The organism is Streptomyces sp. NPDC001920, from assembly GCF_053594495.1.
In genome coordinates this window covers 85,428-97,129 of record NZ_JBSFEP010000003.1, presented here as the reverse complement: position 1 = coordinate 97,129, position 11,702 = coordinate 85,428, and the positions used below count along the sequence as shown (strand labels likewise).

15 protein-coding genes are annotated in these 11,702 nt (G+C 70.4%); 4 read left to right on the top strand and 11 right to left on the bottom strand.

Features of this window, described 5'->3' with window-relative positions:
- Nucleotides 1-342: 342 nt before the first annotated feature.
- The 9 genes from ACWCPI_RS05700 to ACWCPI_RS05660 form a co-directional block, all read right to left on the bottom strand.
- A complete protein-coding gene (locus tag ACWCPI_RS05700; protein WP_451036910.1) occupies nucleotides 343-636 on the bottom strand; it encodes a DUF4229 domain-containing protein in 294 nt (97 codons plus the stop codon).
- Between the two features lie 75 nt (nucleotides 637-711).
- Nucleotides 712-1,236 (bottom strand): N-acetyltransferase family protein, encoded by a 525-nt coding sequence (locus ACWCPI_RS05695; protein ID WP_451036909.1) that lies wholly within the window; start codon nucleotides 1,234-1,236, stop codon nucleotides 712-714.
- A gap of 41 nt (nucleotides 1,237-1,277) precedes the next feature.
- Complete coding sequence (locus tag ACWCPI_RS05690) at nucleotides 1,278-1,949, bottom strand: UdgX family uracil-DNA binding protein (protein WP_451036908.1); 672 nt, start codon at nucleotides 1,947-1,949, stop codon at nucleotides 1,278-1,280.
- A 50-nt stretch (nucleotides 1,950-1,999) separates the two neighbouring features.
- Nucleotides 2,000-3,163 carry an aminofutalosine synthase MqnE gene (gene mqnE / locus ACWCPI_RS05685; protein WP_451036907.1) on the bottom strand — a complete coding sequence of 388 codons (1,164 nt, stop codon included), beginning with the start codon at nucleotides 3,161-3,163 and terminating at the stop codon, nucleotides 2,000-2,002.
- 90 nt (nucleotides 3,164-3,253) lie between these two features.
- Nucleotides 3,254-3,709 (bottom strand): Lrp/AsnC family transcriptional regulator, encoded by a 456-nt coding sequence (locus tag ACWCPI_RS05680; protein WP_388809934.1) that lies wholly within the window; start codon nucleotides 3,707-3,709, stop codon nucleotides 3,254-3,256.
- 68 nt (nucleotides 3,710-3,777) lie between these two features.
- Nucleotides 3,778-4,452 carry a UbiX family flavin prenyltransferase gene (locus tag ACWCPI_RS05675; protein WP_451036906.1) on the bottom strand — a complete coding sequence of 225 codons (675 nt, stop codon included), beginning with the start codon at nucleotides 4,450-4,452 and terminating at the stop codon, nucleotides 3,778-3,780.
- Nucleotides 4,453-4,483: 31 nt separating this feature from the next.
- The gene (locus tag ACWCPI_RS05670; RefSeq protein WP_451036905.1) at nucleotides 4,484-5,047 is read right to left on the bottom strand and encodes a Uma2 family endonuclease; all 564 of its coding nucleotides are present in this window, start codon (nucleotides 5,045-5,047) and stop codon (nucleotides 4,484-4,486) included.
- A 44-nt stretch (nucleotides 5,048-5,091) separates the two neighbouring features.
- A complete protein-coding gene (mqnP, locus tag ACWCPI_RS05665; protein ID WP_451036904.1) occupies nucleotides 5,092-5,994 on the bottom strand; it encodes a menaquinone biosynthesis prenyltransferase MqnP in 903 nt (300 codons plus the stop codon).
- Nucleotides 5,991-7,442 carry a menaquinone biosynthesis decarboxylase gene (locus tag ACWCPI_RS05660; RefSeq protein WP_451036903.1) on the bottom strand — a complete coding sequence of 484 codons (1,452 nt, stop codon included), beginning with the start codon at nucleotides 7,440-7,442 and terminating at the stop codon, nucleotides 5,991-5,993. Before ACWCPI_RS05660 ends, mqnP begins: the two co-directional genes overlap by 4 nt.
- An 88-nt stretch (nucleotides 7,443-7,530) precedes the next feature.
- On the opposite strand from ACWCPI_RS05660, the gene ACWCPI_RS05655 reads away from it, so the two are divergent.
- The gene (locus tag ACWCPI_RS05655; RefSeq protein WP_451036902.1) at nucleotides 7,531-7,854 is read left to right on the top strand and encodes a PLD nuclease N-terminal domain-containing protein; all 324 of its coding nucleotides are present in this window, start codon (nucleotides 7,531-7,533) and stop codon (nucleotides 7,852-7,854) included.
- A gap of 152 nt (nucleotides 7,855-8,006) precedes the next feature.
- On the opposite strand, the gene ACWCPI_RS05650 is transcribed toward ACWCPI_RS05655, so the two are convergent.
- Complete coding sequence (locus tag ACWCPI_RS05650; RefSeq protein WP_451036901.1) at nucleotides 8,007-8,342, bottom strand: ArsR/SmtB family transcription factor; 336 nt, start codon at nucleotides 8,340-8,342, stop codon at nucleotides 8,007-8,009.
- Between the two features lie 133 nt (nucleotides 8,343-8,475).
- On the opposite strand from ACWCPI_RS05650, the gene ACWCPI_RS05645 reads away from it, so the two are divergent.
- Nucleotides 8,476-9,453, top strand: a complete 978-nt coding sequence (locus ACWCPI_RS05645; protein ID WP_451036900.1) for a quinone oxidoreductase family protein — start codon at nucleotides 8,476-8,478, stop codon at nucleotides 9,451-9,453.
- A gap of 4 nt (nucleotides 9,454-9,457) precedes the next feature.
- Here the strand turns inward: ACWCPI_RS05645 and ACWCPI_RS05640 are convergent, their stop codons facing one another.
- Nucleotides 9,458-9,964 (bottom strand): hypothetical protein, encoded by a 507-nt coding sequence (locus ACWCPI_RS05640; protein ID WP_451036899.1) that lies wholly within the window; start codon nucleotides 9,962-9,964, stop codon nucleotides 9,458-9,460.
- 293 nt (nucleotides 9,965-10,257) lie between these two features.
- Between ACWCPI_RS05640 and ACWCPI_RS05635 the strand changes: the two genes are divergently transcribed.
- Nucleotides 10,258-10,707, top strand: a complete 450-nt coding sequence (locus ACWCPI_RS05635; protein ID WP_451036898.1) for a nucleoside deaminase — start codon at nucleotides 10,258-10,260, stop codon at nucleotides 10,705-10,707.
- Entirely contained in the window at nucleotides 10,700-11,677 is a 978-nt protein-coding gene (locus ACWCPI_RS05630) for an isopenicillin N synthase family dioxygenase (RefSeq protein WP_451036897.1), read from the top strand. The genes ACWCPI_RS05635 and ACWCPI_RS05630 overlap by 8 nt, the downstream gene beginning before the upstream one ends.
- Nucleotides 11,678-11,702 lie beyond the last annotated feature (25 nt).

Sequence of the window (11,702 nt, the reverse complement as noted above, 5' to 3'; positions counted from 1 at the left end):
TCCCCCTCTTGGTGCGAGTACCGGACCGGATGTCCCCGTCCGGCGTGGTGTCGGGCGTGACCTGTGTGGTCCGGTGTGATCCCGGCCATCCCACACCCTCGATCCGGACAAGGTTAAGGGGGGCACCCCGGACAGTTACCTAGCGGTAATGCTGCCGGAGTCCGGAAAGGACCGGGGGACGAGGGCCCTGGAGGCTGTCGCAGAGCGCACGGGAAGATCGCGCAGCACCTTGCGCGCGAGAGCGACAGGCGCCGGCAGTCACCGGGGAACCGGACGGACCGAGGCTCCTGGCAGGTCCGATCGCGGCGGGAGGCCGGCGCTGATCCCGTTGTGCACCGGCCGTCAGCCCTGCGTGCGGGCCGCTTCGTCGACCGCCGCGTCCTCCTGGCTGCGGCTGGCCTCCAGGTTCGACTTCATGCGGTCGACCCGCTGCACGATCTGCTCGGAGGCCCGGTCGCGTTCCTTGCGCAGGACGACGAAGCTGATCGGGGCCGAGAGCACCAGGGCGAGCAGGACGATCCAGATGCCGTTGGAGTCGCCGAGGCCGCGGGGGACGAGGCCGGAGTAGACGAGGCCCCAGACGACCACGAAGCAGCCCACGAAGATCCCGAGGCGCATCAGTGTGTAGCGGAGCATCTCAACCCACTCTTCCGGTTCCAAAAAGGGCCACTGTCCAGTGAAGCACGCCGATCCGCCGATCTTGCAGGGGGGTCATTCGAGCGGCAGCAGCATGATCACGTCGTCACGGTCGTCGCCCGGCGCGACCCGGATGGCGTTCGGGATCCGGCCGACCTCCTTGTAGCCGCAGGAGCCGTAGAAGTGCTCCAGGCCGAGGCCGCCCCGGCAGCACAGGCGGATCGCCTCGATCCCGTCGAAGGTGCGGGCCGCCTCCTCGGCGGCCGTCAGGAGATCGCGGCCGTGGCCCCTGCCCTGGTGGCGGGGGTGCACCATCACCGTGTACAGCCACACCCAGTGGGTCATCAGGTGGTGGGTGTTGAAGGTGAAGAAGGCCGTCGCGGACACCTCGCCCGCCTCGTCGTGTCCGACCAGCAGCCGGCTGCGCCCCTCCGCCATCCCCGCGAAGTGCCGCACCAGCTCGGGCCGCACCGCCTCCCTCGTCACCGGCGGCACGAAGCCGACGGCTCCGCCCGCGTTGGAGACGTCGGTCCACAGGTCGAGGATGCCGTCGCGCAGGTCGGGGGTGACGGCGGGATCGAGCGTGAAGGTAAGGGCCACCGGACAATCGTAGCCATTACACAGGTGCTTGTGCGGGAGTGTTACGACAACGCCCGGGCCGCCACTTTCAGATCCGAGACGAGGCCCTCGTAGGCCGCCTTCCGGTCGGCGTCGTCCTGCGCCCGCAGCACCGACGACGGGTGCACCGTGGCCACCAGTTTCTCCGGCCGGCCGTGGATCTCGCGCTCCAGCAGCGCCCCGCGCACCTCGCCGACCCGGAACGACGAACCGAGCAGCGCCTTGCCCGCGCTCGCGCCCAGCAGCACGATCAGCTCCGGCTCCACGACGGCCAGTTCGGCGGCCAGCCAGGGCCCGCACGCGGTCATCTCGCGCAGCGAGGGCGCCTTGTGGATACGGCGCTTACGGGGTTCCGCCCGGGTGAACTTGAAGTGCTTGACCGCGTTGGTGACGTAGGCCTCGCCGGGGTCGATGCCCGCCTCGGCGAGAGCCCGGTCGAGCAACCTGCCCGCCGGGCCCACGAAGGGCCTGCCCTGGCGGTCCTCCTGGTCACCGGGCTGTTCACCGACGAGCATGACGCGAGCGTCCCTGGTCCCGGCGCCGAACACCGTCTGCGTGGCGTCCCGGTGCAGGGGGCAGCCCCGGCACTCGGCGGCGGCGCGACGCAGGGCGGGCAGGCCACCGCGGTCGGGCACGAAGGGTTCGGCGGTGTACGCGTCCTCAGGGGTGCGCGAGGTCGCCTTCGTACTGGCCATGCCGCACGGGTACCCCTCGATCGGGCGCCGTCACGGCACGGGCGGGTGGATCACACCCGCATGGGCTGCGGCGACTCCCGGCGCAGCGGGTCCGGGCCGTCGTACTCCCGGATGATCTCGTACCGCGTGTTGCGCTCCACCGGCCGGAAACCGGCGTCCCTGATCAGGTCCAGCAGGTCCTCGCGGGTCAGCTTGTTCGGCGTGCCGAAGTTGTCCGCGTCGTGCGTGATCTTGTACTCGACGACCGAGCCGTCCATGTCGTCGGCGCCGTGCTGGAGAGCCAGCTGCGCGGTCTGGACGCCGTGCATGACCCAGAAGACCTTGACGTGCGGGACGTTGTCGAAGAGCAGACGGGAGACCGCGAAGGTCTTCAGCGCCTCGGCGCCGGTGGCCATCTGGGTGCGGGCCTGGAGGCGGTTGCGGACCTTGCCGTCCTGCACGTCGACGAAGTCGTGCTGGTAGCGCAGCGGGATGAAGACCTGGAAGCCGTTCGTCTCGTCCTGGAGCTCCCGCAGGCGCAGGACGTGGTCGACGCGGTGACGAGGCTCCTCGATGTGGCCGTAGAGCATGGTGCACGGGGTCTTGAGCCCCTTCTCGTGCGCCAGCCGGTGGATCCGCGACCAGTCCTCCCAGTGGGTGCGGTGGTCCACGATGTGCCGGCGGACCTCCCAGTCGAAGATCTCCGCGCCGCCGCCCGTGAGGGACTCCAGGCCCGCGTCGATGAGCTCGTCGAGGATCTCGCTCGCGCTGAGCCCGCTGATCGTCTCGAAGTGGTGGATCTCCGTGGCCGTGAACGCCTTCAGCGACACGTTCGGCAGGGCGGCCTTCAGCTCCCGCAGCGAGCGCGGGTAGTAGCGCCACGGGAGGTTCGGGTGCAGGCCGTTGACGATGTGCAGCTCGGTGAGGTTCTCGCTCTCCATCGCCTTGGCGAGCTTGACCGCCTCCTCGATGCGCATCGTGTACGCGTCCTTCTCGCCCGGCTTGCGCTGGAAGGAGCAGTAGGCGCAGGAGGCCGTGCACACGTTCGTCATGTTGAGGTGCCGGTTGACGTTGAAGTGCACGACGTCGCCGTTCTTGCGCGTGCGCACCTCGTGGGCGAGCCCGCCGAGCCAGGCCAGGTCGTCCGACTCGTACAGCGCGATGCCGTCCTCGCGGGACAGCCGCTCACCGGAGCGGACCTTCTCCTCCAGCTCGCGCTTGAGCCCGACGTCCATTCCCACACCTTTCTACGAAACCCGACCCCACCGTACTCCCCCGCCCTTCGGGCGCGAGGTGCCCCCGTCCGGCGCAGCGCTCCCCCGCGCTCAGACCTCTTCGGGCAGCTCTCCGACCCGGTTCTCCCACTTGGTGGAGAGCACGATGGTGGTACGGGTCCGGGAGACGCCCTTGGTGCCGCTGAGCCGCCGGATGATCTTCTCCAGGCCGTCCACGTCGCTGGCCCGCACCTTGAGCATGTAGGAGTCGTCGCCGGCGATGAACCAGCAGTCCTCGATCTCGCTGAGGTCCTTCATCCGGGCGGCCACGTCCTCGTGGTCGGTGGCGTCGGACAGCGAGATGCCGATCAGCGCGGTCACGCCGAGGCCGAGCGAGGCGGCGTCGACGGTGGCGCGGTAGCCGGTGATGACGCCGGCCGCCTCCAGCCGGTTGATGCGGTCGGTGACGCTGGGTCCCGACAGGCCGACGAGGCGTCCCAGCTCCGCGTAGGAGGCCCGGCCGTTCTCCCTCAGGGCCTGGATGAGCTGCCTGTCCACCGCGTCCATGCGATTCGAAGCCTTCCGGTGAAATTTCCTGAAGTGATGAGAGGTACTGCGACGTGCTCAGACGGCGTTCATGTGGTGCGGGTTCCGCCGCCGAGTTCGCCCTTCCAGCGGCGGTACAGCCGGTGCTCGACGCCCGCCGCGTCGAGCACGCGTCCGGCGACGAAGTCGACGAGGTCCTGGATGTGGGTGGCCCCCGCGTAGAAGGCCGGCGACGCCGGTACGACGACCGCGCCCGCGTCGTCCAGGGTGACGAGATGGCGCAGCATCTGGCCGTTCAGCGGGGTCTCCCGTACGGCCACGACCAGCTTGCGCCCCTCCTTCAGGGTGACGCTCGCCGCCCGCTGCAGCAGGTCCTTCGACAGGCCGAGCGCGACACCGGCGACGCAGGCGGTAGAGGCGGGCACGATCAGCATCCCCTTCACCGGATACGAGCCCGAGGACGGCCCGGCGGCGAAGTCCCCCGCGCTCCAGTGCCGTACGCCGTCGACATCGACGTCGAAGGTCCCCGGCTTGCCGTCGGCGCCACGGGACAGCCATGCGCGCAGGTCGTCCTGCCAGTGGGCGTCACGGAAGGAGATCCCGGTCTCGTCGAGCAGGGTGAGCCGCGAGGCCCGGGACACCACGAGGTCGACGCTTTCACCCGCCGCCAGCAGCGCACGCAGCACTGCGGCCGCGTACGGGGTTCCGGACGCCCCGGAGACCCCCACGATCCAAGGCACGCGCTGCTTTTCTCCTGCGTTCACACCCTGAGCCTACCGGCGGTGCGAACCGGGTTCAGGACGGGCCGGAATCCACCGGGAGGCGACCGGTGTCGACCGTGAGACGACCGACCTTGGTCTCTACGGCGACCTCGCCCCCGTACGAAAGCGTGTCCCGCCCGAGGTACCCGTCGGGGCCGGGGTTCCAGTGCGTGACCAGGTGGCCCTGCTGCGGATCGAAGATCAGGTAGTTCGGGATGCCCCGAGCCGCGTACTGGCCGTTCTTGACCTCGTAGTCGTTGCGGACGCTGCCCGGGGAGACCACTTCGATGGCTAGTTCGATGAGGTCGGGTGCGTAGGACGTCAGGTTCCGGTTCTTCTCGGCCGCGGGAATGAGCGCGAGATCGGGACAGAACTCGAAGTCGTCGCTGAACGGGATCGCCACATCACTGATGAAACCCCACTCCGGGCCCACTTGATCTTCCAACTGCGACCAGAGCCGCATGATGGTTTCGTTGTGGAACGGCCTTAGCGGACTCATCACGATGTTGCCCTCGACAATCTCCATCCGGTACCCGCGGAACATGTCCTCGTACCGGGCGAGCTGCGAGTGCAGGCGGTCGCTGTCCGAGATGGTCACGTCGGCCTCCCTCTCTCTGCACTCGATGGTAGGCCGCACCGTACTTACACGGTCAGACCCCGAACCAGGAGATCGAGCAGCGCGCACACGAACAGGGCAATCCCGATGAACCCGTTGACGCTGAAGAACGCCCGGTTCACGCGGGACAGGTCGTGCGGGCGGACGATCGAGTGCTCGTACACGAACGCCCCGGCCACGATCAGCAGGCCCAGCCAGAGGAACGCACCCGCGTCGGTGGCGAGCGCGTACCAGACGAACAGCGCCGTGGTGATCGCGTGACAGACCCGCGCGCCCCAGACCGCCGCCGGGACGCCGAAGCGGGCCGGGACCGACCTGACGCCGATCTCGCGGTCGGCCTCCACGTCCTGGCAGGCGTAGATCAGGTCGAAGCCGCCGATCCAGACGCCCACGGCGAGGCCGAGGATCACCGCGTCCCAGGACCAGGCACCGGTGATCGCGAGCCAGCCGCCGACCGGGCCCATCGCCTGCGCCAGGCCCAGGAGGGCCTGCGGGAAGTTCGTGAACCGCTTGCCGTAGGGGTAGACCACCATCGGGATCACCGCGACGGGGGCGAGGGCCAGGCACAGCGGGTTCAGCAGCGCCGCCGCGCCCAGGAAGACCACCAGGGCGATCAGCGCGCCCGTCCAGGCGTGCCGGACCGACATCGCGCCCGTCACCAGCTCGCGCTGCGCGGTACGCGGGTTACGGGCGTCGATCTCGCGGTCGATGATCCGGTTGACGGCCATCGCGAAGGTGCGCAGGCCCACCATGCAGACGGTGACCAGCAGCAGCCGGCCCCAGTGGATGTTCCGGTCCCACTGGAACATCGCGGTGAGCGCGGCGATGTACGCGAAGGGCAGCGCGAACACCGAGTGCTCGATCATGACCAGGCGCAGGAACGCCTTCGTCCGTCCTGGCTGCGGGATCGCGGCGGAGGCGCTGCTCACAGGCCGTACTCCTTCCAGCGGCGGTCGACCTTCGCCGCCGTCTCGGGGTCGGACTCCACCATGTCGGGCCAGCCGCCGTCGCGCGTGTAACCCTCCTCGGGCCACTTCTTCGTCGCGTCGATCCCCGCCTTGCCGCCCCAGAACTGCTGGTACGAGGCGTGGTCGAGATGGTCGACGGGGCCTTCGGCGACCGTGAGGTCACGGGCGTAGTCGGTGTTGCCGAGCGCCCGCCAGGCGACCTCGTGCAGGTCATGGACGTCGCAGTCGGAGTCGACGACCACGATCAGCTTGGTCAGGGACATCATGTGGGCACCCCAGATCGCGTGCATGACCTTCTGCGCGTGCTTGGGGTACTTCTTGTCGATCGAGACGATCGCGCAGTTGTGGAAGCCGCCGGCCTCCGGCAGGTGGTAGTCCACGATGTCCGGGACGATGATCTTCAGCAGGGGGAGGAAGAAGCGTTCCGTCGCCCGGCCCAGGGGCCCGTCCTCCGTCGGCGGCCTGCCGACGACGATCGACTGCAGCAGGGGGCGGCGCCGCATCGTCACGCAGTCGATGGTCAGGGCCGGGAAGGGCTCCTGCGGGGTGTAGAAGCCGGTGTGGTCCCCGAAGGGGCCCTCCGGAAGCATCTCGCCGGGCTCCAGCCACCCCTCCAGCACGACCTCCGCCTGCGCCGGGACCTGGAGCGGCACCGTCTTGCAGTCCACCATCTCGATCCGCTTGCCGGCGAGGAACCCGGCGAACAGGTACTCGTCGATGTCGCCGGGCAGCGGGGCGGTGGAGGCGTACGTCACCGCGGGCGGGCAGCCGAAGGCGATGGCGACCGGCAGCCGCTCCCCCCTCCTCGCGGCCACCTGGTAGTGGTTGCGGCTGTCCTTGTGGATCTGCCAGTGCATGCCGATGGTGCGCTTGTCGTGGCGCTGGAGCCGGTACAGGCCCAGGTTCCGTACGCCGCTCTCCGGGTCCTTGGTGTGCGTGAGCCCCAGGTTGAAGAAGGAGCCGCCGTCCTTGGGCCAGGTGAACAGCGCGGGCAGCCGGTCGAGGTCGACGTCGTCGCCGGTGAGCACGACCTCCTGGACGGGGCCGTCCTTGACCTTCCTGGGCGGCACGTGCGTCATCGCGCCGAGCTTCCCGAACGCCTCGCGCACGCCGACGAAGCCGTGCGGCAGCTCGGGCTTGAGCAGGCCGCCGATCTTGCCGGAGATCTCGCCGTACGACTTCAGGCCCAGGGCCTTCAGCAGTCGCCGGTCCGTCCCGAAGACGTTCATCGCGAGGGGCATCGACGACCCCTTCACGTTCTCGAAGAGCAGCGCGGGACCGCCGGACTTCTGCACCCGGTCGACGATCTCCCCGACCTCCAGATACGGATCGACCTCAGCCTTGACGCGCTTGAGGTCACCTTCGCGCTCCAGTGCCCTGAGCAGGGAACGAAGATCGTCGTAAGCCATGGGGTCAAGTATCCCCGAGCGGCTACCCTGGGCCTGAACCCGGGGGCCGCGCCCCCGGCCCCGACGACCGTTTCGCTGGAGAGGGCCCATGCTCCGGGTGCTGATGTTCCTCGTGCCACTGGCGCTGAGCGTGTACGCGTTCATCGACTGCATCAGCACGAAGGAGGACGACATCCGCCACATGCCCAAGCCGCTGTGGGCGATCCTCGTCCTGGTGTTCCCGCTCGTCGGCTCCATCTCCTGGCTGATCGCGGGCAAGAAGCGCAGCCCGGCGGCCGACGGCTGGTCCGGGGTACGGGACCGCCGGCGCCGGCAGTGGGTCGCGCCCGACGACAACCCCGAGTTCCTGAAGTCCCTGGACGAGGACGACGACAGGAAGAAGGGCGACGGGAACAAGCGGGACGAGCCCTGACGGGAGCTTCGACTCCCGGGGCCTGTCGTTCGGATGATGCCGGCGTCGCAGCCGGGCGCGCCTGGCCCGGCTGCACGTGCCCGGGGCCGGCCGGCGTGTGACGGCGGACCGGCGGGGCGTCCTCGCCGAGGGGCCGCCGGCGTCCTCGATCCCTATCCGTCCGCGCGCAGGACCAGGTCCAGCAGCCCGGGGAACCGCGCGTCGAACTCTTCCTTCCGCAGCCGGTTGACCCGCCTGGGCCCCTCGTCGCGCTGCTCCACGAGGCCGGCTCCGCGCAGTACGGCGAAGTGATGGCTGAGGGCCGCCTTGCCGACGGGAACGTCGAAGCTGCCGCAGCTGCGGGACCAGTCGGCCGAGGACGCCAACTCCTTGACCAGCGCTATGCGTACGGGGTCGGCGAGCGCGGCGAGGGCTGCCTGGACGGGGACGTCGTCCGGGTGGGTGTGCTCGGGGGCGGCCCGATGCCCGCTGCCGGTGCGCTGGACCATGCCGTACCCCCTGACCTGTCACCGGCGGGATCCGTCGGATCACCGGTTGCCGAGTGTTGCCTTGTGTTCGATGAAAACCATACACTCCCGAGTGTTCGATCCCTGTTGAACACTCTGGAGAGGTGTTGTCGCCATGCGCGCGGTCGAGGTGCAGGAGTACGGCGGTCCCGAGGTCCTCACGGTCGTGGACACGGAGGTTCCCGAGCCGGGCCCCGGCCAGGTGAGCATCGACGTGGCCTACGCCGGGGTGAACTTCGCCGACCTCAAGGCACGCGCGGAGGGCTACCGGGTGCCGGAGCTGCCGTTCGTCCCCGGCCTGGAGGTCTCGGGACGGGTCCGGGCGGTCGGCGCGGGCGTGACGGACCTGGCCGTCGGGCAGGAGGTGGCCGCGCTGACCGGCGGCGGGGCGTACGCGGACGTGGCCGTCGCCGACGCCTCGACGGTGTTCGCGGTGCCGTCCGGCCTCGACCTGCGCACCGCCGCCACACTGCCCACGGTGGTGCCGACCGCCTACGCCCTGGTGCACTCGGTCGGGCGGTTCCAGCCCGGCGAGAAGGTGCTCGTACAGGGTGCGGCGGGCGGGATCGGCACGGTGGTCGGCCAGTTGGCGCAGGCCGCCGGCGCCGGTGCGGTGTACGGCGTGGTGTCGAGCGAGGCCAAGGCGACGTACGCCCGTGAACACGGGTACGACGAGGTGTTCGTCGGGGAGTTCGAGAAGGCGGTGCGGGCCGCGACGGGCGACCTCGGGGTCGACCTGGTCCTGGACCCGGTGGGCGGCGACACCTTCCGGGCGTCCCTGGCCTCACTGGCGGTCTTCGGCCGGCTGGTCTCCTTCGGGAACGCGAGCTCGGCCGAGCCGTGGCAGGTGGGTCAGGGCGAGCTGTATCCGCGCGGTGTGACGGTGAGCGGCTTCTCGATCCTCTCGCTGGCCGCGACGGCCCCCGCCGCGCTGCGGGCGCTCGCCGGACGCGCTTTCGCCACCGTCGCGGACGGCACGGTGAAGCTGCCGGTCACGGCGGAGTTCGAACTGGGCGAGGCCGCTCAGGCGCATCGCCTCATGGGCGCCCGGACGAGCACCGGGAAGCTGCTGCTGCGGGTGTCCGGCGGCTGAGCGCCTACGCGGCGTAGGTGTCCCGTAGCTCCCGCAGCCGCCGCACCTCACGCTCCGCTGCCTCGCGGCGGCCGGAGTCGAGGGCCATCGTGCCGCGTCCGTAGATGTAGAAGACGTCCTCGCGGATCCGCGGGTCCAGTCCGCGTACCCGCCGCAGTTGGAAGAAGCAGACGTCCAGGGAGAGCTTGGTCCGCGACATCCAGTTGCGTGCCTCGACGGTGAGGCGGTCGCGCAGGACGTCCTTGACGTGGTCGCGGACCAGGCGGTCGGCCTCGTCGGGCCGGGGCTCTCCGGGGTGGTGCGGGTGGTCGGCGAGGTCGTCGGCCCAGTCGGTCAGCGTCCGGACGATGTCCTCGGCCTCGTCGAGTTCGGACGGCCCGCAGCTCATCAGCCGGACCGCCGACGTGCTCGCCCGCTCAGCCCGTTCGCGGCTCTCGGCACACGCCGCCACGAAGGCGGCCAGCGCGCCTCCCCGCTGCCGCAGCTCGGCGAACCGCCATGCCCGCTCCATGCCCGCCAACCGATCTCCTCCGTTCCCGCGGCCCTCGTGACCGCCACGGCGCACCACGCAAGCGCATGTACCGGCGAACGGCCACCGATTTATCGCGCCCGGGACGCCCGAGCGACCGCCGCGCGGGCGGCGAACTCCGTGCCGCGCGGGCCGAGTCGTGGGCCGACGCCACGCTGCGGCGAGGAGCCGTCGTGGCGGTCGGCGACGAAAGCCGATCGTCGCGCCTTCGCGCCCCGGGCGCCCCGCACAGGTCCGCCGTTGCCCTCCCGCTCCCGGCACAGGAGAGTGTGGGCATGGATCAGGCAGAGGCACGCCGATGGCTGGCCACGGCAGTCGCGGAGGCCCGGGCCGGGCTCGCGGAGGGCGGCATTCCGATCGGGGCCGCGCTGTACGGGGCCGACGGCACGCTGCTGGGCCGCGGCCGCAACCGGCGCGTCCAGGACGGGGACCCGTCCATGCACGCCGAGACGGCCGCCTTCCGGGCGGCGGGGCGGCAGCGGTCGTACCGCGGAACGACCATGGTGACGACGCTCTCGCCCTGCTGGTACTGCTCCGGTCTGGTCCGGCAGTTCGGCATCGCGCGGGTGGTGATCGGCGAGGCGGTCACCTTCCACGGCGGGCACGACTGGCTCGCCGAGCACGGCGTGGAGATCGTGCTGCTGGACGATCCGGAGTGCGTCGACATGATGCGCGACTTCATCCAGAACCATCCGGCACTGTGGAACGAGGACATCGGTGAGTGAGCCACGCATTCCGACCATCGATCTCAGGCCCTGGCTCGAAGGTGACGCCGAGGCACGCGCGAGGATCGCCCGCACCGTCGACGAGGCCCTGCGTACCGCCGGGTTCCTCCTGGTCACCGGGCACGGGGTGGACCCGGCGCTGCGGGCCCGCGTCCGCACGGCCGCCCGCGCCTTCTTCAGACTCCCGACCGAGGTCAAGCAGCGCTACGCGGCGAAGGTCGGCGGACGCGGCTGGCTCGGGCCGGGGGCCGAGGCCAACGGGTACTCGGAGGGCACCGAGACCCCGCCGGATCTGAAGGAGTCCCTGACCTTCGCGACGCACGAGCCCTTCGAGGACCCGGTCGTCAACGCCGAGTGGTACGCGCCGAACGTCTATCCCGCTCAGGTGCCGGAACTGCGGGCGCTGTGCGAGGAGTACCTGGCGCGGATGGGCGAGCTGGAGAACCGGTTGCTCTCCCTGCTCGGCGAAGCCCTGGGCCTCGAACCGGACTTCTTCACCCGGCACATGGACCATCCGACGTACGGCTTCAACATCAACTGGTACCCGGGCACCGAGGTCGTCGGGCAGCCGGCGCCCGGCCAGTTCCGCATCGGACCGCACACCGACTTCGGCACCGTCACGATCCTCGACCGGCAGGCGGGCAAGGGCGGGCTGCAGGTCTACACCGACCCCGCGGACGGTGGCGCCGGGTGGGAGGACGCGCCGTACGACCCGGAGGCCTTCACCATCAACATCGGTGATCTCATGGCCCGTTGGACCGGCGACCGCTGGCGGTCCGGGCGGCACCGCGTGCTGCCGCCGCCCGCCGACGCGCCCGCCGAGGAGCTGATGTCCCTCGTCTACTTCGGGGAGTGCACGCCCGGGACGCTCGTCGAGTCCGTACCCGCCCCGGTGGGCCGGGTGGCGTACGAGCCCGTCGACTCCCACGTGTACCTGCGGCAGAAGCTGGACTCGATCACCGTGGGCTGATCACGGCGACCGTTTCCGGGAAAGC